General features: G+C 32.7%; 24 protein-coding genes. 10 read left to right on the top strand and 14 right to left on the bottom strand.

Annotation, left to right across the window (positions count from 1 at the left end; genetic code table 11):
• Positions 1-66 precede the first annotated feature (66 nt).
• Entirely contained in the window at positions 67-2,544 is a 2,478-nt protein-coding gene (locus tag D1867_RS09975; RefSeq protein ID WP_155864000.1) for a thermopsin family protease, read from the bottom strand.
• 154 nt (positions 2,545-2,698) lie between these two features.
• Between D1867_RS09975 and D1867_RS09970 the strand changes: the two genes are divergently transcribed.
• Positions 2,699-3,835 (top strand): OFA family MFS transporter, encoded by a 1,137-nt coding sequence (locus D1867_RS09970; RefSeq protein WP_338078035.1) that lies wholly within the window; start codon positions 2,699-2,701, stop codon positions 3,833-3,835.
• Between the two features lie 30 nt (positions 3,836-3,865).
• Here the strand turns inward: D1867_RS09970 and D1867_RS09965 are convergent, their stop codons facing one another.
• On the bottom strand, positions 3,866-4,144 hold the full coding sequence (locus tag D1867_RS09965; protein ID WP_155863999.1) for a hypothetical protein: 279 nt from the start codon (positions 4,142-4,144) through the stop codon (positions 3,866-3,868).
• A 74-nt stretch (positions 4,145-4,218) separates the two neighbouring features.
• Here D1867_RS09965 and D1867_RS09960 point away from each other — a divergent pair, with 74 nt between their 5' ends.
• Positions 4,219-5,679 (top strand): ABC1 kinase family protein, encoded by a 1,461-nt coding sequence (locus tag D1867_RS09960; protein ID WP_155863998.1) that lies wholly within the window; start codon positions 4,219-4,221, stop codon positions 5,677-5,679.
• 23 nt (positions 5,680-5,702) lie between these two features.
• On the opposite strand, the gene hsp14 is transcribed toward D1867_RS09960, so the two are convergent.
• The 4 genes from hsp14 to D1867_RS09940 all read right to left on the bottom strand — a co-directional run bounded on the left by hsp14 (position 5,703) and on the right by D1867_RS09940 (position 8,238).
• Positions 5,703-6,083 carry an archaeal heat shock protein Hsp14 gene (hsp14, locus tag D1867_RS09955; RefSeq protein WP_338078034.1) on the bottom strand — a complete coding sequence of 127 codons (381 nt, stop codon included), beginning with the start codon at positions 6,081-6,083 and terminating at the stop codon, positions 5,703-5,705.
• Between the two features lie 91 nt (positions 6,084-6,174).
• Positions 6,175-6,690: a hypothetical protein gene (locus D1867_RS09950; protein ID WP_155863997.1), complete on the bottom strand. Its 516-nt coding sequence runs from the start codon at positions 6,688-6,690 to the stop codon at positions 6,175-6,177.
• Positions 6,687-7,424, bottom strand: coding sequence for a hypothetical protein (locus D1867_RS09945; protein WP_155863996.1), 738 nt, complete (start codon positions 7,422-7,424; stop codon positions 6,687-6,689). Before D1867_RS09945 ends, D1867_RS09950 begins: the two co-directional genes overlap by 4 nt.
• Positions 7,393-8,238 carry an ABC transporter ATP-binding protein gene (locus tag D1867_RS09940; RefSeq protein WP_155863995.1) on the bottom strand — a complete coding sequence of 282 codons (846 nt, stop codon included), beginning with the start codon at positions 8,236-8,238 and terminating at the stop codon, positions 7,393-7,395. Before D1867_RS09940 ends, D1867_RS09945 begins: the two co-directional genes overlap by 32 nt.
• A 91-nt stretch (positions 8,239-8,329) precedes the next feature.
• Here D1867_RS09940 and D1867_RS09935 point away from each other — a divergent pair, with 91 nt between their 5' ends.
• Positions 8,330-8,746, top strand: a complete 417-nt coding sequence (locus tag D1867_RS09935) for a hypothetical protein (RefSeq protein WP_155863994.1) — start codon at positions 8,330-8,332, stop codon at positions 8,744-8,746.
• A 167-nt stretch (positions 8,747-8,913) separates the two neighbouring features.
• Here the strand turns inward: D1867_RS09935 and D1867_RS09930 are convergent, their stop codons facing one another.
• Complete coding sequence (locus D1867_RS09930) at positions 8,914-10,125, bottom strand: MFS transporter (protein ID WP_155863993.1); 1,212 nt, start codon at positions 10,123-10,125, stop codon at positions 8,914-8,916.
• Positions 10,126-10,217: 92 nt separating this feature from the next.
• On the opposite strand from D1867_RS09930, the gene D1867_RS09925 reads away from it, so the two are divergent.
• Positions 10,218-10,748 (top strand): zinc ribbon domain-containing protein, encoded by a 531-nt coding sequence (locus tag D1867_RS09925; RefSeq protein ID WP_155863992.1) that lies wholly within the window; start codon positions 10,218-10,220, stop codon positions 10,746-10,748.
• On the opposite strand, the gene D1867_RS09920 is transcribed toward D1867_RS09925, so the two are convergent.
• On the bottom strand, positions 10,745-11,899 hold the full coding sequence (locus tag D1867_RS09920; RefSeq protein WP_155863991.1) for a hypothetical protein: 1,155 nt from the start codon (positions 11,897-11,899) through the stop codon (positions 10,745-10,747). The two genes, D1867_RS09925 and D1867_RS09920, sit on opposite strands and share 4 nt — an antisense overlap.
• Positions 11,900-11,974: 75 nt before the next feature.
• On the opposite strand from D1867_RS09920, the gene D1867_RS09915 reads away from it, so the two are divergent.
• From D1867_RS09915 to D1867_RS09905, 3 genes are all read left to right on the top strand, one after another.
• Entirely contained in the window at positions 11,975-14,083 is a 2,109-nt protein-coding gene (locus tag D1867_RS09915; RefSeq protein ID WP_155863990.1) for a hypothetical protein, read from the top strand.
• 199 nt (positions 14,084-14,282) lie between these two features.
• Positions 14,283-14,834, top strand: a complete 552-nt coding sequence (locus D1867_RS09910; protein ID WP_155863989.1) for a hypothetical protein — start codon at positions 14,283-14,285, stop codon at positions 14,832-14,834.
• 17 nt (positions 14,835-14,851) lie between these two features.
• The gene (locus D1867_RS09905) at positions 14,852-15,445 is read left to right on the top strand and encodes a YkgJ family cysteine cluster protein (protein ID WP_155863988.1); all 594 of its coding nucleotides are present in this window, start codon (positions 14,852-14,854) and stop codon (positions 15,443-15,445) included.
• A 425-nt stretch (positions 15,446-15,870) separates the two neighbouring features.
• On the opposite strand, the gene nadC is transcribed toward D1867_RS09905, so the two are convergent.
• From nadC to D1867_RS09875, 6 genes are all read right to left on the bottom strand, one after another.
• A complete protein-coding gene (gene nadC / locus D1867_RS09900) occupies positions 15,871-16,710 on the bottom strand; it encodes a carboxylating nicotinate-nucleotide diphosphorylase (RefSeq protein ID WP_155863987.1) in 840 nt (279 codons plus the stop codon).
• Positions 16,711-17,277 (bottom strand): GMP synthase subunit A, encoded by a 567-nt coding sequence (locus D1867_RS09895; RefSeq protein WP_338078033.1) that lies wholly within the window; start codon positions 17,275-17,277, stop codon positions 16,711-16,713.
• Between the two features lie 24 nt (positions 17,278-17,301).
• Positions 17,302-17,925, bottom strand: a complete 624-nt coding sequence (locus D1867_RS09890; RefSeq protein ID WP_155863986.1) for a DUF3834 domain-containing protein — start codon at positions 17,923-17,925, stop codon at positions 17,302-17,304.
• Between the two features lie 22 nt (positions 17,926-17,947).
• The gene (tenA, locus tag D1867_RS09885; protein ID WP_205737149.1) at positions 17,948-18,613 is read right to left on the bottom strand and encodes a thiaminase II; all 666 of its coding nucleotides are present in this window, start codon (positions 18,611-18,613) and stop codon (positions 17,948-17,950) included.
• Positions 18,614-18,622: 9 nt separating this feature from the next.
• Entirely contained in the window at positions 18,623-19,159 is a 537-nt protein-coding gene (gene crn1, locus D1867_RS09880; protein WP_155863984.1) for a CRISPR-associated ring nuclease Crn1, read from the bottom strand.
• Positions 19,160-19,825: 666 nt separating this feature from the next.
• Entirely contained in the window at positions 19,826-20,605 is a 780-nt protein-coding gene (locus D1867_RS09875) for a KaiC domain-containing protein (RefSeq protein ID WP_155863983.1), read from the bottom strand.
• 110 nt (positions 20,606-20,715) lie between these two features.
• Here D1867_RS09875 and D1867_RS09870 point away from each other — a divergent pair, with 110 nt between their 5' ends.
• Genes D1867_RS09870 through D1867_RS09860 form a run of 3 tightly spaced genes read left to right on the top strand, consistent with a single transcriptional unit; the run spans position 20,716 to position 22,377 of the window.
• Entirely contained in the window at positions 20,716-21,189 is a 474-nt protein-coding gene (locus tag D1867_RS09870) for a protein-tyrosine phosphatase family protein (RefSeq protein WP_155863982.1), read from the top strand.
• Positions 21,161-21,787 carry an endonuclease V gene (locus D1867_RS09865; protein ID WP_155863981.1) on the top strand — a complete coding sequence of 209 codons (627 nt, stop codon included), beginning with the start codon at positions 21,161-21,163 and terminating at the stop codon, positions 21,785-21,787. Before D1867_RS09870 ends, D1867_RS09865 begins: the two co-directional genes overlap by 29 nt.
• A complete protein-coding gene (locus D1867_RS09860) occupies positions 21,781-22,377 on the top strand; it encodes a cysteine hydrolase family protein (RefSeq protein WP_155863980.1) in 597 nt (198 codons plus the stop codon). The genes D1867_RS09865 and D1867_RS09860 overlap by 7 nt, the downstream gene beginning before the upstream one ends.
• The last annotated feature ends 16 nt before the right edge of the window (positions 22,378-22,393 follow it).

Raw genomic sequence — 22,393 nt, 5'->3', positions numbered from 1 at the left:
TTATTCATACTTATAAATTTTGTTAGATAATAAACAATTAAATATTGTTACAATATTAAAATAGAATCACTTGGATTTATGTCTAATTACATTAGTAATAGCAAGTGCTATTATAGTTATTATACCGGCTATACCAAGGTATTCAAATAATGGGTTTATCAGTATTTCTGCTTTAAGGTCTAACGGTCCATTAATGGTTATTATCTCTCCGTTAGTTACTTTTATAGATCCTACCCATTTTACTATAAAGAACGGTGTAGTTACTATTTTAATAAGTAACTTAGTCCCCTCATTGTACCAATAGGATACACCATTAATTTTAACTAAATATTGTTTAATATATACTGGTTTTACCAGTGTTGGAGAATGTATTATAATGAATTGTGTGGAATTTAATACATATCTTTCACAATTTGATATGTAAATATATTGTGGAAAAGTTATTACGCATCCGTCTTTTACCCATTTTTCTATAGTTTCGTTTGGTAATATAATTTTAACATAATACTGTAAAATATACATTGGCTTTATTATAATTGGGCTATCTATTATAAACAAGTTTGTAGTTGAATTCAAATAGTATCTTGTTGTTGAGTTTATGTATATTACCTTTGGAATCTGTATTATAGTTCCATTATTTACCCATTCTTCAATTTTCGTACCATTAAGAAGGTACTTTGTCACTAGATATTGTAGTTCATATTTTAAGGAAATATTCATAGGCTTTAAGACTACTATTTTATTTGTAGTTGAATTCAAATAGTATCTTGTTGTTGAGTTTATGTATATTACCTTTGGAATCTGTATTATAGTTCCATTATTTACCCATTCTTCAATTTTCGTACCATTGTTAACATAATTAATATTAACTAGATATTGTAGTTCATATTTTGGACTAATTACCTGCGGCTCTGTTATTATAATGGTCGTATTTTGTTCTGGGAGTAAGAGATATCTAGCTAGGTCACATAACTGAATTATTCTGGGTAAACATATTTTTGAGCCTTGTAAAATCCAAGCGCAAAGAGTTCCATTGGGGTACAAGATCTTTACGAAGTAATAAGTATTATAAAATGCAGATATATTGATCGTATTAAAATAACATTTAGGATATATTATATAACCATTCTCTATTGGCTGTCTAAATCCATTAATACATATACAGATTTTGCAAAGGCATTCTTTTGTATATTTACATATATAAATTGTTTTAGGAAAACTTATATTCAACGGTTTCTGAATATAAATTGCTTTACCATTATAATCAACGAAAGTAAATGGGACGCTGACATGGGGCATATCAATAATTAAGTTGTTAGAGCATTGTAAGTTAGTTGAAACAAATATTTCACATTTGCCTGCCTTAAAATCTAAGTTACAAGCACTTTCCAAGCTATTCACGCAATAAGATAAAAAGGAGGGTACTGGTTTCCATCCTTGATTACAATAAAGTAACGCTAGTGTAGAATTTAAATTGTTAAACTCGACTGTAGAAAGTTGCTCATATGATCCGAAAACTAAACCTGCAGAAAACGCGTTTAAGCTCTTAGTAAAGGCAGGCTTTATTACAATGCATGCTGAATTAACGTTAGGGCAACTTATGAATACTTTATCGTAGTAAGTAAATACGGGTGGGAGTATTTTTTGCCCATTTTGAATGTTAGAAAAACCGAACGTTACATATACTCCTTTTCCTTGAACTGTAGTCACGTTAATTATTAAGTAGCCAGCAAGGGGTAAGCTATATTTAATATCATAAAGGCATGGCGGAGAATAACAATAGTATTTTCTATCACAATAACTGTTTATTATACCTTTTCCTTCTACGTGATAGATGTTTGCTCTGTACGAACTGAAATTCCATATATTATCTTCTAAGTAAAACCAGTGGAAGCAGTTCTCAAATTTAATAATATTTTGAAGGAAGTATTCATAGTCATTACTACCATTAATTAAAAGAACTGCATTTAATTGTAAACTTGCCAAGCATCCTTTAGGCTCAAAACAAGAAATATTAAAATAACCCAAAATTGACTTAGTTCTTATACAATAATTCTGTAATTCTCCAGCATAATCATAAATCCCATAAGAAACAATACCTTTAGGAGAAGCTAATCTATTAGACATTATATAGGAGCAAAAAGATCTAGCTTCAACATTTACATTAATGTTACTATCCTTACCTAAGAAATGGTTTATTACTACAACGTAATTGCCTTTATTTAATGGAATAACGTATGTGCCTTTAGTTATTTGAGTTGAAAAAATTGCATTTTCAGAATGACCTAAACTCCATAAGCAATATGTTTGAGGAGTGAAAACATATAAACAATAAATGCCAGGACAATTGTCTTGAACAACAATCTCTTGACAACAATTATTTAAGGACACATATTTTTCAAAAATAGGATAAGCTACAGCGTAAGTTTTTATTACAGGTGGAGGTTCTCCCGGCATTCGCTGGAGCACATGAAAATTGCAGATGCTCAAGGGTGTAATAACTGTAAGAATAATAAGTGCCAAAAAGAAGATCTCTCTTGACATACAGAGATTTATATAAAAATGATATTTAAGTCTTGTATCTAAAAATGTAATAAACTATGTTAAATATAAAGTAGAAAGTAAAATTGAGAAATTTATATTGTATATTCATGAATAAAGAGTAAAAGCATTTATATTATTGACTTAAATTATTCCTGTGAGAAAGGAGAAATTTATTATAATAGGTTTCATAATAATGTCTTTTAATTCATTATACCAATACTCGTGGAATGCTTTAGAGCCTTTATTACGGGAAGGATTTAACGTCAGTATAGTTGAAATTTCCCTTGGGTTCTCCTTATTTACAATATTTTCTTCCGGCTTTCAACCATTAGGAGGAAATTTTGCAGATAAAATCGGACCTAGAAAAGTTGCGTTGCTTTCATCAATACTCTCTGCTTTAGGATTCTTAGGAACTTCTTTCTCTCCAAGCGTTTACATTTTTTTCATATTTTGGTCTTTAGGTAGTATAGGCGAAGGAATACTTTATGGGATAGCTTCAAATCTGGCAGTGAAATGGTTTAAAAAGAGAATGGCTTTTGCTACCGGTTTAGTCTCTTTAGGTTTTGGATTAGGTTCGGCTTTCGCCAATCCTTTTATACTGATGTCTGGAAATTTTAGATTAGTAACTCTTATTATAGGATTAACAGAATTGATAATTCTCCCAATACTTTCCTTGCTTATTGAATATCCCAAATTAGAGAGCGGAAAATCACCTAAAGAGGCAGTATTAAGCAGAACTTTTTGGTTTATTTATTTATCCTTTGTTACTGCAACTATTCCTTTACTCGTTATTTCTTCTTCATTATCAATAATTGGTAAAGCCTTGCCTTTTCAAGAACTGTCAATATTGATTTCAATTTTTCCGATATTAAGCGGCTCAGGAAGGCCAATATTTGGTCATATTGCTGATAAATTAGGAGTAATAAAAACTACTGTAATCGTGGATACAATCATCATATTGGGAGGAGCTTCTCTTTTATTTAGTCAAATAATTCCTGCAGTTGTAATAATAGGCTTAGCCGGAGGTGCCGTAATAACTTTGTATTTTAATGTGTCTGGAATAGTTTTTGGGACTAGATATTCTACTGTAAATAATGGAATATTATATACTGGAAAAGCTGTAGCAGGCTTTCTAGGTAGCGTAATATTTAACTACATATTTCTGTTAAGCCCATTCTTAGCTTATTTATTCATAATCATTTCTTCAACAGTGGGCGCAGTGACTTTATATGGAATATTTCATCACGCTCAGCCCGCTGAAGGTTCGTCACAGATCAGACGGGGCCTCTAAACAAGAAGTGTATTGAAAATAATTAAAATTTTATTGAAGGGAAAGAGAAGAGGAAGCTTGCCTCTTAACTTCATCAACTATTTCCCTAGGCATTGAGAATTTTTCTATTATCTCTTCCTCAGTATTTTTCTTTTCTTTAAAAACTTTTATTAGGAATTGTGAGATAAATTCATGAATAATATTTTCTGGTATATTGTATTTTTTACTTAGTTCCTTTATTTTCTCTGAATTTGCTATATCATCTACTAGACAAGAGTAATCTTTTTTATTGTCGACTTCGAGTTTTTTACTTGTTATTTTCCACTCCATAATACAATTTTACTTTAGCGGTTAATAAAAGAAGGAGAGTGCATATTTAATATCTTTTGGGAATAATAAAATTCATGTTTAGAACGCTTTACGTAGGTTTTAAGCTGTTTCCACGGGTACTAATGCTTAGGCACTATAGGAGATTAACTTTAGAAAATAAAAAAGTTAATGAAAAAGATATTGAAAAAGAAGCAGAAAAAATGCTAAATACTTTAGTTTCTCTTGGTCCTGCATTCATTAAACTCGGACAGATTTTATCAGTTCATTCTGACTTACTTCCAGAGGCTTACTTAAAGGTCTTATCTAGACTGCAAGATAACGTACCTCCTGCACCCTGGGAGGAAGTTTATGAAGAGATTAAGGAAGATTTAGGAGATGAATTTCTAAAGAGGTTAAATATTAATCCAAATCCAATAGCTTCAGCTAGCATTGCTCAAGTTTACTTAGCAGACCTTGACGGTAAAAAGGTAGTATTAAAGGTTAATAGACCTAATATAAGGAAGGAAGTTGAGGAAGACATAAAGGCAATGAAAACTTTAGTACCTTTTCTTAAGTACATTTTTGATGAATCCTTCTACGAGAGTGCTAAGGCAATAATTGATGATTTTTCATCCAGAATTTTTGATGAAATGGACTTTACTAAGGAGGAATTCTACATGAGGAAAATAAAAGAGGAATTAAATTTTCCTGACGTTAAAATTCCTCAACCTATTTACGCAACAAAAAGAGTTTTAATAATGGAGTATGTTAAATCATATAAGGTAACTTCTGAAGAGGCAAAGAAAATCATACCGCCAGAGACTTTATCTTATAAGGTATTTAGGACATTTATGGTAATGTTACTTGAAAAGGAGTATTTTCACGCTGATCCTCACCCTGGAAATATAGGAGTTGATGATGAAGGCAATTTAGTTCTTTACGATTTCGGAATGGTAGGTAAAATGGATAAAGATACTAGAAATAAATTAATTAGGGCTTACGTGGCTTTAACTAGGCTGGACGGAATAGAACTAGTCAAGGTTTTAGATGAACTTGGTGCAATTCAGCCAGAGGCAAATAGAGAGCTACTAGCTAAGGGTATAGAACTTTTCCTTAAAACGTTTCAAGGAGTTACGCCAGAAACGTTAAAAGTTGAAGATTTTATAAGTGCTGCAAACGAGGTGTTTTACAGATTTCCACTCAGATTACCCCAAAAGCTTGTACTTTATATTAGGACTACTTCAACACTAGGTGGTACATGCATTACTATTTACCCAGAATTCAATTTCTTTTCAAATCTAGTTAAGTTAATAGAAGATGAAGATCTAGTAATACCAGCCTTAATTGACCAGGTTAAAGATACGCTATCTTCTTTAGCTAGGAAGTTTAGAACTTCGTTGCTTGAGAGACCAGTGATAGAGAGAAAGAATAATACTGGAGGCGAATATTATTTAAGTTTAGGAATTGCGATACTATCTATATTATCCTACATTTTTACAAAGAATATTACTTTAGCCTTACTATTGATAATATTTGCGTTAATAATAAAAAGATAGGAAAATAAAAGTAATAAAAAGATTTATTCTATCTTTATAGTAGTAGTTCCTTCTACCGGAATTGATATATGAAGAACTCCGTTCTCATATTTTGCAGTAACTTGCGTGTCTTTTTTTACCGCAACTGGTAATCTAATAACCCTAGATATCCTTTTAGGTCTTTGAGTTAAGTATTTTACACCACCTTCTGGAAGTTCTCTTTCTGCTTCAATTATCATTTCATTAGATGAGGTTAACCTTAAGTGAATTTTATCCTTTTGAAAACCAGGTAAATCAACGTCAATGTTTAAATATCCTCCCTCTTCGTAGATGTCAACAGGAGGTAGAACGTTCTCATAAAAGCTTCTACTTAACTCCTCTATCTTTTTAGATATTTCTTTTTTAACGTAACTTGTTAGACTCACTTCTTTCCACCTCTTCTAATGAAGAATGCCAAGATTTTATAAATTAAATACCATCTAAGTAGTCTCATATGATTAAAAATTCCATTCATGGTTATAAACGTTTTCTTAAATACAAAAAGACGCTCGAAATGATCATAATTATACCTAGTATTTCAGAGAGCTCCTGAAATTTTAGTATTTTCATACATTTAATACATAGCCTAACATAAATAGGATACGTTGCATTATTTGTTGTCACTATATTTGTACAATTTACTGTTTTCTGTATAATAATGGTTATATTCTTCTCTATTATTGTTTCGTTTATACTTCGGTAGGAAATTTTTGGGTAAGTTTCGTTGTAAACTTCGAATATCCATTTTCCATGAGTTAACATGATAGTACAAGGTGGTCTAATTATTTTAGTAAAATTGTCATGAATTACCTTAACGTAAACAGTTACGTTAGTTGAATTCTCGTATATTGATGCAATAACTTTTGCTGTTGAAGGAATCGATATGCAATATGGTTTAGTTACTACTATCGTATTAGATATTGGTGATGTTATAGAAAGCAGTGACAAGGAAATTAAAGTAATTCCAATAGATAATAATATTCCTCTTATCATATTTCTAACCTCTTAAATTTATTTAATGAAAAGAAGAATGTAAATGTAGCAATTATGAGCTCTATTGTTATCCCTTCATATATACAAGGCAAAGTCTTTCTGTTTACAGCCTCGTATAGGAGGAGGACATAAGGATTTAGTGAGGAAGTTATTCCTAACACGTTAGAGCCTTGAATTAGCTCATAATAATTTAACATTCCTCCAAATATGAAGAGCAAGCCTATTATAAAGCTGGAAAGCAATGTAGCAATGCCTGCACTTTTGAACGTTAAAGCTATACTCAGTATTATGTTTTCGGTAAAGAAATATCCTATAGTATAAATTAATATTAGAAATTGAGGGACAGGAATTCCAGACAGTAATATATATGCTTCAGTTGTAGATAACCATATTATATAAGGAGTTATTACATCTGAAAAATACATCATGAGAAAAAGACTGGTTCTCTTTATAGGAAAGGTTAAAAATGAAATTATTGAACCCCTATAAATATGATCTCCGGTTACGAATATTATATTACGTAAAGCTAAGGCAAAGGCTATGGTTTCTGAAACGCTAATTAAAGGAATAAAAGCTAATATTATACCATAAATTGTAAAATTTCCTCTTTCATAGAATGCATTAATAAATACATTAGAGGAGAACATTAGCGGTATTGTGAATTCTAAAGTAGGCTCCCTAAATCTTTCTTTAAAAATTACGCTAAATATTTGATAATTTCTTGAACGCATCATCTAAGGACGACCTTCTTAAGCTTATTATTTCAATCCCTGCGTCATCTAATCTATCAACTATATCTCTAACTTTTCCTTTAACCTTTATATAAGAGCCTTCAATTTTTCCTCCTATTATTTTTATTGCCTTTTCAGGATCGTTGACTACCAGCAGTATCTCTTCTTCTTCAGCTTCCTTCAGAGCTTTCTCGATTTTACCTTGGAAGGTGATTTTACCTTCGTTTATGAACACTACGTCAGTAATTATTTTCTCCAATTCTGACAAGATGTGGGATGAAATAAAGAACGTAACTCCTCGTTTATTTAGCTTCTTGACTTCTTCATAGAATTCTATCCTAGCAGGTGGATCTAGATTTGCAGTAGGTTCATCAGCAATGATTAACTCAGGGTTTTTTATAAGTGAAGCAACTAGTTGAACTCTCTGAGCCAAGCCGGAAGATAGTTGCGAAAGCTTTTTCTTAAGATGATCCTTAAGTTTGAATTCGTCAACAAAGTCAGTAATATCAGCACCGTAAATCCTACATATGTCTTTTAAATATTCTTCCACGGTATTTTCTTGAGGATAAACTAGGTTAGTGAAGATCACCGACATCTTCTCATGAACTTTTGGGTTATCCCAAGGGTCTTCTCCTAAAACCTCAACTTTTCCTCCAGATTTTCTTATTAATCCTGCAATGATCTTTATTGTAGTAGTTTTTCCGGCACCGTTTGGACCTATAAAGCCAGTTATAGAACCCTTCTTTACTTCAAAGGAAACCCCTTTAAGAACTTCTTTCCCATCAAAAGTTTTCATCAAATTTTCTATAAATATCATACCATTAATAACGTGAGAAGGATTATTAATTTATTCAAAGCAAGTAAAATGGATCTCAACATTTTTAAGCTTATTTAACAAAAGTATTTTAATGACTGTTAACAGTAGAAGCATTCTTAAAGATGAAAAGGAAAGGGTTATTAACATAGCCTTCTTTCTTAAGAAATTTATGACTGGAAAGGAAAAATTCTCGTCATTAGACGACTTAGTCAAGTTCATAGACTCTCTAGCTAAAAAATTTGAATTCTTGTCAACTGTTAAAAATTGGGAAAAGTGGAAATTAGAATTACTTCTTAAAAAAGTCAACTTTGTGGCAAGGTCTATAAGAAAAGAGAAGAAACTAAAGGTAAGTTTAGAGAGGAAATTCAAAGGAATAAAAATTCAGAAAGTTGAGGAATACGATGCAGACAAGTTTACTGTATTTTATGTGTATGAGGGAAAAAGCAAAGCAGTTTCCGGTAGTGCGAGGGAGATAAAACAGAAACTTTTGAAAGAGATAAAGAAATAACATTTCCCCTTTTATCATGACGAATTACAAAAAGCAGGGATTAAGGTGGCGGAAAGGGGATGGATAGCCCCTTAACTCCCCATTATCTATCCAGATGAAATAACAGCTTTTATAGATATTTTATATTTAATAAGGAAAATTATGAAATTATAGATAAAATGTGAGAATTATTGAACAGTTTTTGTTTCAGCGTCAATTGACCTTTCTTCCACATCTTTTCTGAATAATTTTAAGTATATTATTCCGCTTATTGCTTGAAGTAGTCCTCCTATTTCCAAAGGTAATGGAAGATTTATTTCCATTAAATATCCTCCAATACTTGAACTCATTTGTGAAAACCTTGTAGCTAGTCCTTGAAGACTTGAGGCTGTTCCGTAATCTTCTGGAGAAATTCCTTTTATATTCACTGCAGTCCTATTAGGTGCACCAAAGCCTGCATTTAATCCTCTAAGGATGTACATTAGTCCTGCAAGAAATAGGTAAGGTGATAACGCCATAACAATTAAGAATACTCCATTCATTATTCTGGTAAGTGACGCAAGCCTAAGGATGTTTCCCTTTATCCTGGTAGCTAAAAATGAACCTAGAGACATAAATACATAATTCAATGTAAAAATCTCTCCTATTTCAGAATCTGTAGCATGATAGAATAATGAAAACCATAGAGAAAGTAAAGGAATGCTCATTCCTATACCTACTGCTCCAATAGAATTCGATAATATGACTTTAGAAACGTATTTTAGACTACTCTTTTTCATTATTTTTTCTTTCTTTATTCTTCTCTTTTCCCTATTTTCCTTAACAAATAAAAGAAAAGTAAATGATAAAATTAGAGATATAAAAGATATAAAGAATAGAAATTTGTAATTTCCTATTTTACCAAAAGGTAAATAATCCATGAAAGTTAACATTAAACTTCCTCCTATTGACGATAAAGATGCTACAGAAGACAGAAGGCCTATCTTTCTTACCCTTTCGAAATCCTCTTTCCAGTTAGTTGCAACCAATGCGGTTAAACCTGGAGAGAAAAGCCCCCTCATTCCAGTAGCGCTTCCAGTTATTCCAGCTAACATTAACGACAAGGCAAGTAACGTGAAAGACGATGTAGGAGTTATTACTAATAAGAGAACTCCTAGAGTAGATATTCCTTCAGCTATCATTAGAGATTTCTTATAACCTTTCCTATCTCCTAAAAACCCTAGGGAAAGCGAAAGAATTGCGGTAAATCCTACAACTGCTGAAAAAACTAAACCTATGAGGAGTGGAGAATATCCTAAAGCCTTTAAGTACAGAGGAGAAGATATGGTAACGAAAATTAATCCTATACTTCTAAATATTCTAGAAATAAGTAAATATTTGAAACCAAAGTCATCTGGCATAATAAAACATGATTTGTTCGGAATCTAACTTTTTAAGCTTATTCTAAATACTTTATGAAAAAGTTTTTAATCTTATTTTAAGTTCTCGATTTATGAATAAGACCTTTCAAGGAGTATATGTAAACCCTTACCAGTTAGGAATGCAGTTAGAAGCTTGGCTAGCAGGAAAAGGATATAAGACTCAAATTTTACAAACAGGCAATTACGTAGTTGTTCAAGCTAAAAAGGAAGGAGTATTAAGGACAATTTTTGGTGCAGATAGGGCTTTTACTGTAAGGCTTTATGGGGGTCAAGGATTTTTACAAGTTGACGTAGGAATGTCTAATTGGTTAAAGGCAGGAGAAATTACAGAAGACGTTGTAGCAGCAATGGTTTTTATGCCCTTAGCTGCAGTAGAAGGTGTTGAGGAAATTTATAACGTAAAGATAGAACATGATATAATGAAGGAGATAGAAAGGCTAGTTAATCAATCTACCTTTCAGCCTACATTTAATCAACCTATGTTTCAGCCAATTATACAACAACCAGTAATGCTTCCAATGCAAGAGAAAATTTGTAAGGCATGCGGATATAGAAATCCTCTAAACGCTAGGTTCTGTATGAATTGTGGAAATCCTCTCTAACGCGAAATTTTCTTCATCCTTATTCCATCCTTTGATATAAATTTTATAGGATTAAGTTTGTTCTCTTTTTTAAATCCAAGCGTTGTATAAATTAATACTTTACCTCTTCCTGATGGCAGGATTTCAGAGGCTATAATATCAAAATTTTTTGCATCTATATTTTTCACGTTTTCATTTAGTTTGAAAAAAGTAGGTTTTCCATCTTTTAATTTTATAGTAAATCCGTAATCATAACTATAAATGTTAAGGTTGCCATATACGAAATATCCTTTGCCTAGATTTGATACATCTTTTAAAAGATTTAAATCGTCTACGGAATAATCAAACTGGGTATGAGGAATTTGGACTTGCGAAGTAGTTATTTCATGGCCTTTAAACCAGCTAAAGGAATGCTTTGAAATTTCTGCTGAAAATTCTCCCGCTATTTTCCTTAGCTCTTCTATATCACTTTCTTTTCCGTCTATATAGAATTTCTTTAATACGATTCCGTCTATTAATGTTGTACCGTAATCTTTAGTAAAATGGAAAATTTTTCCTTTGTATTTCTTTATAGTTTCTATATCCTCTTTTTTTAGCATTCTTTCTATGATTACTGAAAAGTTGTCAAAGAAATATTCCTTATATCCTTTTCTACTTTTAACCATTAATAAATTTCCGAGCTCGGAAATCTTAAATCCTCTATCATAGCTATTAAACATGATTTCTACTTTTAACGCATTAATTTTCTTAGCAATTTCATAATATTTTTCCTTAACTATTATGCTTTTATTTCCCATTATTTCATAAATTTTGTCCTTTACCTTAAACTTTCTCTTTCTTCCATTAATTCTTCCTTCTTCATCAAATTCAGATAATACTATATCATCTGCGGAAAAGAAGTCTATTGAATTAAATAAGTTAGGATACCTTCTTAAGATGAGAAGGACCTTGTCCAGCTCTTCACTACTTATTCTGCTCAGTTTAGTAAAAGGGCTTTTATCCACGGCCTCTATAATCTCGTCCATTCTTTCTTTCATTGAGTAAGGAATATAAAGCCTAGAAATTCTAGATGAGTCAAAGGTATAACTAAGTCTCTCGTCAGTTCTCCTTATTATCCTTACTTTAGCTTCATCTTTACTTCCTATTTCCTTTTCTATTAAGTAAGTGACCATCTAGATAACATTGAACAGAGAAAAAATAAACAATCTTCAACAAGGTTATTTATACCCATCTACTAGATTTATTTAATGTACAAGATTTCTAATGTTACTGGAGATGGTAACATAATAAATTTAACATTGCCTACTTCACTTAGAGGACATAACGAACCTTTATCAGTAGAAGTTAACTTGGAACTGTTTAATCCTTTAAAGGATGAAGGAAAATATATACTACTAGTTAGAGACGTAACTTCGAACGTAATTCATCTTGCAATAGTTTTTAGTCAAAAGGATAAGAAGGTAATTTCTATATCTTCCTCAGATTTTATCCTAGGTAAACTATATAAAAGGAGAGAAGTCGAATTTATAATACCTTGGGTGGAAGAGCTAATTGCTCAAGAAGGTAGAAGCTTTAATTTCTCTATAGATATATATTCAGCATCTAGAGAAGTGGAATTATCTAAACTCTCTGAGATAGTTAGGAAAGCTATTGTAAACTCGGAAGATTTACAAAATTTGAGATTTACTTTATGTAGAAAGATTAATTTCACCCTTTCTTGGGATAAGATAGGTAAAAGGAAACTCCTTTCTTATCCTTTACCACCAATTTTTAACGATTTCAGTAAGGTCGAAATAACTTCCTTTGCTAATGTTGCAGGAGAAGTTGAGATGTATGAGTGCGAAAGGAATAAAGTGATTTTTACGTGTAGAAAGATCAAAAATAGGATTAATTCACTTAATGTGCCCAAAGAAATTTCTTCATTAAAGTTAGAGGAAGGAAAGCTTTACGCTTTCTTCTCCTTAAATACCCCTAAGATAGTAGAGACTAAGGGTTACGACTACTTTACGTCCATTTCTTTTCCAATAAATTTTTATAACGTGCCCATCCTAATTATAGGCTTAAATGGACTTAATAAGAGTGAGAAAGAAGGTGCTTTCGCCAACGTAATCTATCCGATGCCCAAAAAGCAGAATGTGATTTTACCTAAATTTTTAAGGAATAATTCTTGGGTCTCTTCTTTGCCTAAGTACATTGGAGAAGAGAAAGGAGATGAAGAAATAAGTGATTTAACTCCTAACTTCAATAGGAAAAGGATCCTGGAAAGAATACTGAACAAATTCTATTCTTCTACAATTACTCCGGTTAACGGAATTAAGGAAATGGAATTAAACGAAGGAAAGGCATTTTCAGGAGATTTTAATTTCAAAATAATTCCTGCTAACGATAAAATCTTAAGGAGAGAGTTTAGAAAATTTATTAATGGATTAGGTAAAATACTTTACTTGTCGGCCTCTTCTGGTAGATTTTCAGAGAATCCTAGAAAACCTTCTTTTACATTAAAGTATTCCGTAATTGAAAGACTCTCAAAGAAGTATAATTTTGAGGTAAATAACGGTATAATGAGCGGAAATATTCCTCATATGCTAGTTCCGCTTTTAATAAAGCTTTACGCTGGAGCAGAAGTTAAGGATGAATTTCACGATAGCTTTAAAGGTTATGCTGGAAAAATAAAGGAGAGAGTTGATTTAATTTTACAAGAGATTTCTTCATTATCCTCTTTACATTCTACAAATTTGGAAACTATAATAAAGTATTATTCTGAAAGCGATGAATTATATGAGGAAATTAAGAGAGTTTTAGAATCCTCAAATAGTATGACGCAGGTATATTATAATCTTCTAGCTTCCTTGCTCTTCTTAACATCAAGAATAAAAGACGATAGAAAAAGAAAGAAAGTAGAAAGTGACGAAATAACTAATTTAATGGGTTCGAATCATGTACTGAGGTTATCTAACGTTGAGGCTTATCTAATTAATTCATTTTCGCCTTATAGCAGAGTTTATATTCCAGTATTGAATTCAAGTTTCGTCAGGGTTAGAATAAATACTATGAATAGTAAATTTGCTTTTTTAATAGACTCTGCAGTTGAAAAACTCTTTTCAGTCGTAACATATAATTTAAAATTACTATTAACTCCAAAAGGTGAAAATTCTGAAGTAATAATAGACCATCCAGAGCATACAACCTTCAGGATAAGAGTTGAAAAGCCCATTATCTTATCCATAGAACCTAAACCAATAGTTCAAGTTATTAATACTGATGCAATATTCTTTGATTTTGACGTTTCAAAGGTTTTCTTCGTAAGCCAATACTTATGGGAAAGGCACATAAGCAGGGATTTTGAGGTACTTTAACAAAATCTTTTTTAATGTTAACTCTACAATATAATTATGCAAACGCAGTTAGAAAAGGAAGAGGTACAAGTAAAGTTAGCTTCAAAATTGTTTAATAGATTCACCGCTGAAAAACAACCAATTCTATATAAGGAAATTTTAATGGATTAGGGAGATCTTTTTACTGAAAAGATATTAAGTTTTATCCATACTAATTTTTATGATACTAATACTTGCAGAGAATGAAATTCCTGAAGCAGAATATGTAACGTACTTTTCTAAAGATGATATATCATTTATCTTCCTCCATTATAAGGAGGGATTCTATAGATACATAGGATTATATAAGAAAAATAAGGGAGTTATAAGTAGAGTAAGGAATATACCATTCTATTTACCATTTAAGTACGTGAAGAAACTTCACGATAATTACTTACTTCTCTATTTAAAAGACGATAAAGAAAAACAAGTTATTATTCCTGCAGTAAAGGCAGAGGCTTATGAATATTTATATTCACAACTGGCATATACGATAGAATATATGATGGATAAATTAAAAATTGAAGTTTCTCCAGAACAAGGTAAGGAAATAATTGATATTCTTAAGAGGAGCGATTCTATAGGCGAAGAGAAGGGAGAAGCAATTTACTCTCTTAAGGTCTATAGATTACCTGAGACCGTACAAAACAGTATGGAGGTTTTTTCAGATTATCCTTTATATCCTCCTCTTGAAGTTTTCAAAGAAGGTTTTGAAGATAATAATTTATTTTAATATAAAAATAAGTAAGTATGAACGCTGATGAAGTAAATATTCTTACAAAGAGAGCCTTAAGAGCTGACATTGAGAGTTTAAGAAAAGTTGTGAATTTTCTTAGTCAGTACGACGCACCTATAGCTAAGTTTGCGATTTATTCAATAATTTACCAATTTGCTATGAACAACGTAATAGATCTAGGAAAGGAGTGTGAGACATGCGGTGGAAAATGTTGTAAAGCAGGTTATCCGGTTCCAGTTTACGATTTTGACTTTAAGGAAATGAAGAGAAAGATAAAGGACTTGCGTTTAGAAAAGAAGGACGGTTTCTATTTGCTACCTAGACCTTGCCAGTTTCAGAAAGGCTGGATTTGCACTATAAATTCTTTTAAACCTTATGCGTGCTTATCTTACCCCTTTGCCACAGAGGACGAACAGGAAGAATTGCTAAAGAGTTATGATGGTAATGGTATTCCAGACTTTAAAGTTCCAGAATTTTGTATTGCAGGTAAAAAAGTAAAGGAATTTATGAACAAACTCGTGGAAGAACTGAGAAAGGAAAAAGGTAGAGAACCTACACCAACAGAACTCCTAGAAAGGGTTATAAGCCTTTATGAGAGGCGACGCTAACTGGAGCAGGCTAGGTTCTCGATGGAGAGTTTCTATAATCTAGTTGTTAAACAGAGCATCCAACTCAATCTTCCTTCTCTGCTCTTTCACTGGAGATTTTCCCCAAACTCATAAGATCTCAGAACTTTTTAAATACTCCTTAATTTAACTACTTCCTCTCTGCCTTAATTAGTAGATCAAAAAATCTTTTTGAAAAAATAATTCTGACTGGTAATATAACATTCATAGAAAATGTATGGAATTTATAGCTGTGTTACGAATTCAATCAAATAACAATAAAATAGTAAAAACATTTATTTCGTCTTGTTAAGGATATTTTATATCCATTATCTAGGTAATACTAATTCTTAAAGTCTACATTGAATGTTATAGAGGATAATTAAAATTGAAATCTTATTAGTAGATATTGGCATTTTTATAAAACGTTATTGTGGAGAAGTTACCTCAACGTCCATTGAAAAATCTAAAGATCTAGATGAATGAGTAATATAACCGCTCGAAATTATATCAACTCCAGTTTTAGCATAACTTTTAACGTTTTCCGGAGTTATTCTGCCAGAAGCCTCTAGGATTACTTTTCCTTTAAGCTCAGAAACCACTTCCTCAATCTCATTAACGCTCATATTATCCAACAATATTGCGTCAACTCCTGCTCTATACGCCTTTATCGCATCTTCATAGCTTGATACTTCAATTTCTATCTTTTTAGTAAAACTAGCTATTTGTCTTGCCATTTTTACTGCCTTCTCAATATTACCTATAATTGCAAGGTGATTGTCTTTAATCAATACAGCATCTGATAAATTAAACCTATGAGGGTCTCCTCCACCAACCTCTATTGCATACTTCTCAAAAACTCTTAAACCCGGAGTAGTTTTCCTAGTGCCTGCAATCCTGACAGTCGGGTTAACTTCTCTAGCGAGTTTAACCATTGTATAAGTTGCAGTGGCTATTCCTGACAACTTGCCTAAAAGGTTAAGTACGAGTCTTTCTACAGATAAAGACTTGTCAGCATCCCCTTCAAACACTAGTAAATTATCTCCTTTTTTAACTTCAACACCGTCAACCATTGATGATTTAACGTGGAAACCTAAATAATTAAGGAAAGGAATTATGAACTTATTACCTGCAAGAATTCCTTCATCCTTAGATCTTACATAGGATCTTATTTTATATCCTTCAACTATCCTGCTGGTTAGATCTTCAGGATAATAGTCTTCCTCCAAGAACTGCATTAGCTTTGAAATGAAGATTTGCTCTATCATTTACTTTTTACATACGGTTAAGAAGTTCTTAAATATCTCTATTCCGTCCTCTGTATGCTTAACTTCAGGGTGGAACTGAACTCCAAAGATCGACGAATCTTTATTAACCATTGCCTCAACTTTAGTATTCTCACTATGTGCAATAGCAAAAAAGCCAGGAGGAACTTCTTTGACTTCGTCATTATGGCTCTCCCACGCATTGAATTCCTTCTTTAAACCTTGTAGAATTGTGTCGTGATCGTCAATAGTTATCCTAGCAAGTCCAAATTCTGGATTATTAGCCTTGCCAACTTTGCCTCCTAAAACATAAGCTAAAAGTTGATGTCCTAAGCAAATGCCTAATTTTGGTACACTAAGTTCCTTAACAAATAAAGGAGAATTACCCATCTTATTAATCTCCTGTTCCACGGAATAAGGGCCACCGCTAAATATCATACAATCAAATTTCTTAGTATATTCCAAATCAGCGTTAATATTAACCACTTCTACCTCTACTCCTAAGTATTTTAAATTCTTCAGTATGAGGTGATTGTATTGACCACCGTAATAAACTAGTCCTACTTTCACGTGCTATTTTAAAATTTCCCATAATTAAGCTTTTCTAAATACATAAGGTTTATCCAATCTTCTGAGGTTATACTCGGAGTTTTTGAATATACTTTCAATGAATGTTGAAGGCCTATAGATAGGTAAGTTATCTGCTACATATTCTGACGTGCCTTCTGGGTCTTCCTTAAACAGATCTATGCCCTCTAGATAAGCAGTTTCAAAATCCTCATTTAAACCTTCTGCACCACAAATCCCTGGTAAATAAAAGCCTTTTGCTGAAAGTAAATCTTCAAAGTAAAGCCCATCTTTAGTTACCGCAGTTGTCACCACAGCAGAGTCGGCTTTACCTTCTTTATAAAGCTTGTACACTTCTGCAGGATCGTCTGTAAAAACGACTTCTGCATTATGGCTATAAAGCTTAAGAACAGTATCCAGTAGAATATGATTTGCACTTCCTTTTTTCCAGACAGCAATTTTCTTACCTAATCCTGGAGTTATTACAAGCATTCTAGCGACTAAAACGTAATTTACCTCGTTAAGTAGAGGTATCGCATTAAGTTTTACTTCAGCATTTCCTTCAAAAACTACCTTAACGTCTCTCCTCTTCATAGTTGAGGCAATTATTGGGTAAGCAACTGGGCCGGGAGGAGTTAAAACGGTTACCATTATTTAATTTAAAAAAGAAAGTTTAAAAATTAAATGGAAACTTTTCCAGTTTATAAGCTGAGTCCCAAAACATGTATTCCATAATGGAGGCTATCCTAAAAGTTCTTACAGCCCTAGCCTCTTCTTCTTGAGTTAATTTGAAAGAATTAACGACGTCCAAAACTGCTCTAACTCCTTTCTCGTATTCCTCCCCTCCATAAGTTTTGATCCACCTATCGTAAAGAGGATTAGGAGAACCCTTCTTTAATAATTCCTTTCCTACCTCCATGTAAATCCAATAGCAAGGCAAAACAGCACTTACTGCCTCAAAGTACGGTTTATAAAGTACTGTTGATAAAAGGAATGAAGTATAGAGAAGATTAGTAGGAGACGGAATTAGCTTAGCCTTTTCCTCTTCGGTTATATTCCAAGCGTTCATGAAGAAGTTATGTAACTCGTTTTCAACTCTCATTATACTCTGTAGGTGAGAAGAGAAAAGCATTGCTTCATTCTGCTTTTCAGCCTTTGCCGAAATAATTGCTAAAGCCTTAGAAAATTCCCTTAAATATAGGTAATCTTGAAGAATATAATACTTGAATTTCTCTTCTGCTAAAGAGCCTTCAACTAACCCTTTAATAAAAGGATGAGAAAGGATAGCGTTATAGATGTCCTGTATGGCGTTCCACATTTTTTCGGTTAGCATTAGCAATTCCTCCACTCATGCTAATAATATAGTTCTTGCTTCTTTAGATATCAGTTCGCAGAATTTTCCCTTATTGTCGCATTTACCTTTTCCTGCTTCCTCTATTTCTTCTTCATTAAATTGTTTTATTAAATTCTGTATTCTATTGTATTCACTTTGAGAAATAATAGTTGTAACAACATAGGCGGAATTTCTTATTGCAGTTATTGCAGCGGCAACGCTCATAGCTTTCCTTCCTCCAGTGAAATCAACATAGTCACCTTTTGATATTTTACCTTGCAACCCTTTTCTGAAAATCTCGTAATCCTCCTTTGTTGTAATATCGTTTATAGGAAGAGGAATATCAACAATTTCAACTTCATTACCACCACAACAAACGAATATTGCCTTGACTAATTTCCAAGCTAGTTCGACGGCCTTATCTGAAGTTCTTATTATATAAACTTCCTTTATGTTTACTGGCTCACCACCGTAATTTCCTGACTTTAAATTCATGTAAGTTTCAAAAACTCCTCCAGGGGAAGTTCCCAATGTTGCTACTAACTTTACCATAGGATAGAATGATGAGAAGAGCAATAAAAATTATAGTAGTATAGTGGTAGGGATAGTGAGAAGACTTAATAGTGGAGTAAAGAGAGCTGACAATAAGGGTAGGGTTCTTATATCTAGTTTTAAAGGAAAAAACGTCTTTTAGATTTAGGTTCTGGATATTTTATAACAGCAAAGAAGTTGCTGTATCCAGACATGCTTCTAAAGCTTTCAGTGACGAGTTTCTAAAACTGGCGGAAGAACTTCTGAAGAAGTTGAGGAGATCGTAGAAAAGGAGGTCGTAAACAAGGTTGAGTAGCGAGAAAGAAAAAGAGGATAAGAATGAGAAAATATCTCTTATCGATACTGATATTCTATTTTATAAGAAATATTTAAATTCAGAAAAAAGAACTATAGAATAACATGATGTATAACTTTATTATATGAATTTATAGTAGTTAAGAAATAAATATATGGAAACGATGAAGAAGGGCTACAAAGATGGAGCTAAAGATTAACTAAATTTTCTAAAACTATCAAAGAATAAAATAAGAAATTATGTTAATAAGAAATGGTACTTTGAAAGCTATTGACATAATATTTGAGAAAGAAATTAATATAAGAGATGTGATAAATGTTGTAATTACTAGAAAAATGAATGCTGTAAATGACAAGATCTAGTATAAGACCTTAGCTTTGAAACTCGTCCTTGTTTGCTTCTTTTATCTTCTCCATAACCTTCTTCGGTAATGCATAGTCTTCTTTTCTCTCTTGGACTTTTCCTAGTAAAACTATTCCTTTTCCGGGGACTATATCTATTTCCCAGACGTACTTATCGTGATTAGTTTGTCTCATTTTCTCAATCAAAACATAACGGTGAAGCATACCGTCTTTTACTACCCTTCTAAACCTTATTATCCCGTCAGCTACGTGTTCAACTCCGAAACCAAAGGCTTGTGAGGTAGTTATTGCATATTGTGAAGTAGCTATTATTGTAAACTTCCACTTGTAAAGTACTCTCTTTAAATAGTAACTTATCTTCCTAGCCATCGCAGGTTTATCTAAGAAGAATGCGGAAACTGAGTCTATTACTAGCCTCGCCCTACCATAACCTAGCTTTTGCTTAGCTGCAATAACTTTTTTCACCATTTCTTCCGGTGTAACTTCTTCCAAAGACCACTCGTCTTCCTTTTCTTTCATTAAGGCGTCAATAATTATTAATTTCTTATCTAGGTAACTTTCTAAATCCCAATTAAACTGCTTTGCCTGCCTTAGTATGGAATCCCTACTTTCCTCGGTAGTTACATATATGCCTATATCTCCTTCTTTCAGTCCCTCATTGATAAAACTCAATGAAAAGATAGTTTTGCCAGTTCCAGGCTCTCCAGTTGCTGCTACAAAGAAGCCTTGAGGTATTCCTCCTTCTATCAATTTGTCAAAATCTGGTATTCCCGTTGATAATCTTGCCATAAGTTAAATTTGATTTTTGAAAATAAAACTTTAGAAGACCGCGAGCGTTTTATATTAGAAAATCAATTTCATTTTTAGATGAAGAACAGCGGATCTTCTGAGTGGTATAAATGTATTGGGTGAGGAAAGGCATCATAGGCGGATCTTGCTTGCCTTATACTGTAGACGAGATAAAGAAGTGGAAAGCTAGCGGAGTAAAGAAAGTCGTAGTTTTACCAGAAGAATGGGAAATAGAAGAGGCTTGGGGAAGTGCAGATTATTATTTTTCTGTACTTGAAGAGAATGGACTAAAGTTTATTCACGTACCTATCCCTGACGGTTATCCTCCAACTTTAAGTCAATTCGAGGAAATTATGGATTGGCTAGAAGGTAGAGGTAACTTAGTTCATTGTGTAGGAGGGATCGGAAGAACCGGCACTGTTCTTGCAGGATATTTAATGGTAACTGAAGGTCTAAGCGCTAATGAAGCCGTAGAGGAAGTAAGGAAATATAGAAGTGGCGCAGTTCAAACCTTGCAACAATTTGAATTTTTACTTTCTTTAGAAGGTAAGAATAATGTGGGAAAAAGAAGATTATCTACTTAACTTTCTCATACTCTTCCAGAGGTTAATAGCTAAAAACGTGAAATTAACACATTTAGGTTTAGAAAATGTAAAGACATTGTGTGCAGTAGATGTTGCTTACGACAAGGAAGAAGGTTATGCTGTTGCAGTTAAGCAAGAAGGTAATAAAATCGAATACAAAGTGACTAGAGGAAAAGTAACTTTCCCTTATATTCCAGGTTTTTTATTCATGAGGGAAGCTCCAATAATGATCAAGGCTATAGAAGGGTATCAATGTGATTTATTATTAGTTGATGGTCACGGATTGGCTCATCCCAGAAAGAGTGGTATAGCTACAGTAATTGGAGTTTTACTGGATATTCCTACTATGGGCATTGCAAAATCAAAGCTCGCTGGTGAAGTGGTAGAAGAAAATGGAATCCTCTACGTGGTTATTAACGGAGAGAAGGTAGGAGTAAAAGCTGGGAAGTACTTCTACAGCCCCGGGAATAAAACTGACCTACAAGATGTCATAGAAATGTCTAAAAGAGGATATCCTGAGATTCTTAAAATTGCTGATAAACTCTCTAAGCAGGCAAAAAAGGATAAAAACATGAGTTCGGATTATAAAATATGGTAGAAGTACCTAAAATTCCAGAAGAAAAAGAAATTGAACTTAACCCTCGCGATACTGCACTCATTATAGTTGATATGCAAAACGATTTTGTTAGGAAAGAAGGAAAGCTTCCAGTTCCTACAGCTGAGAGTACAATAAAGCCGATAAAGGATCTGCTCAAGAAAGCTAGGGATTCCTCTGCTCTAGTTATCTATACTCAAGATTGGCACATGAAGGATGATCCGGAATTTAAAATATGGGGGGAGCACGCACTAGCAGGTACTTGGGGCGCAGAAATAATAGACGAATTAAAGCCAGAAAAAGACGATTTCATCATTAAAAAATATAGATATGATGCGTTCTTTGAGACTCCCTTAGATTATATTCTAAGGGTAAAAGGCATAAAGAACTTAATAATAACTGGGACTGTGGCAAATATTTGCGTTTTACACACTGCAGGAAGTGCTGCACTGAGATGGTATAATGTAATAATGCCAAAGGATGGGATTTCTGCTATAACAGATTTTGACTATTATGCAACTCTTAGGCAAGTGGATTTTCTCTATAAAGGAAAAATAACAACTTCTGCCGGAATAAAGTTTAATACTAAATAAAAGTAATTTTAAGCAA

The sequence above is a fragment of the Acidianus infernus genome, assembly GCF_009729545.1.
Classification (GTDB): domain Archaea; phylum Thermoproteota; class Thermoprotei_A; order Sulfolobales; family Sulfolobaceae; genus Acidianus; species Acidianus infernus.
The sequence above is the reverse complement of the archived record's forward strand: the minus strand, read 5'-3'. Positions and strand labels throughout refer to the sequence as shown.

Excerpts from the sequence above, each read along its gene's own strand:
- D1867_RS09975 (WP_155864000.1), bottom strand. The coding sequence starts at position 2,544 with ATGTCAAGAGAGATCTTCTTTTTGGCACTTATTATTCTTACAGTTATT.
- D1867_RS09965 (WP_155863999.1), bottom strand. The coding sequence starts at position 4,144 with ATGGAGTGGAAAATAACAAGTAAAAAACTCGAAGTCGACAATAAAAAA.
- D1867_RS09960 (WP_155863998.1), top strand. The coding sequence starts at position 4,219 with ATGTTTAGAACGCTTTACGTAGGTTTTAAGCTGTTTCCACGGGTACTA.
- D1867_RS09950 (WP_155863997.1), bottom strand. The coding sequence starts at position 6,690 with ATGATAAGAGGAATATTATTATCTATTGGAATTACTTTAATTTCCTTG.
- D1867_RS09945 (WP_155863996.1), bottom strand. The coding sequence starts at position 7,424 with ATGATGCGTTCAAGAAATTATCAAATATTTAGCGTAATTTTTAAAGAA.
- D1867_RS09940 (WP_155863995.1), bottom strand. The coding sequence starts at position 8,238 with ATGATATTTATAGAAAATTTGATGAAAACTTTTGATGGGAAAGAAGTT.
- D1867_RS09935 (WP_155863994.1), top strand. The coding sequence starts at position 8,330 with ATGACTGTTAACAGTAGAAGCATTCTTAAAGATGAAAAGGAAAGGGTT.
- D1867_RS09930 (WP_155863993.1), bottom strand. The coding sequence starts at position 10,125 with ATGCCAGATGACTTTGGTTTCAAATATTTACTTATTTCTAGAATATTT.
- D1867_RS09925 (WP_155863992.1), top strand. The coding sequence starts at position 10,218 with ATGAATAAGACCTTTCAAGGAGTATATGTAAACCCTTACCAGTTAGGA.
- D1867_RS09920 (WP_155863991.1), bottom strand. The coding sequence starts at position 11,899 with ATGGTCACTTACTTAATAGAAAAGGAAATAGGAAGTAAAGATGAAGCT.
- D1867_RS09915 (WP_155863990.1), top strand. The coding sequence starts at position 11,975 with ATGTACAAGATTTCTAATGTTACTGGAGATGGTAACATAATAAATTTA.
- D1867_RS09910 (WP_155863989.1), top strand. The coding sequence starts at position 14,283 with ATGATACTAATACTTGCAGAGAATGAAATTCCTGAAGCAGAATATGTA.
- D1867_RS09905 (WP_155863988.1), top strand. The coding sequence starts at position 14,852 with ATGAACGCTGATGAAGTAAATATTCTTACAAAGAGAGCCTTAAGAGCT.
- nadC (WP_155863987.1), bottom strand. The coding sequence starts at position 16,710 with ATGATAGAGCAAATCTTCATTTCAAAGCTAATGCAGTTCTTGGAGGAA.
- D1867_RS09890 (WP_155863986.1), bottom strand. The coding sequence starts at position 17,925 with ATGGTAACCGTTTTAACTCCTCCCGGCCCAGTTGCTTACCCAATAATT.
- crn1 (WP_155863984.1), bottom strand. The coding sequence starts at position 19,159 with ATGGTAAAGTTAGTAGCAACATTGGGAACTTCCCCTGGAGGAGTTTTT.
- D1867_RS09875 (WP_155863983.1), bottom strand. The coding sequence starts at position 20,605 with ATGGCAAGATTATCAACGGGAATACCAGATTTTGACAAATTGATAGAA.
- D1867_RS09870 (WP_155863982.1), top strand. The coding sequence starts at position 20,716 with ATGTATTGGGTGAGGAAAGGCATCATAGGCGGATCTTGCTTGCCTTAT.
- D1867_RS09865 (WP_155863981.1), top strand. The coding sequence starts at position 21,161 with ATGTGGGAAAAAGAAGATTATCTACTTAACTTTCTCATACTCTTCCAG.
- D1867_RS09860 (WP_155863980.1), top strand. The coding sequence starts at position 21,781 with ATGGTAGAAGTACCTAAAATTCCAGAAGAAAAAGAAATTGAACTTAAC.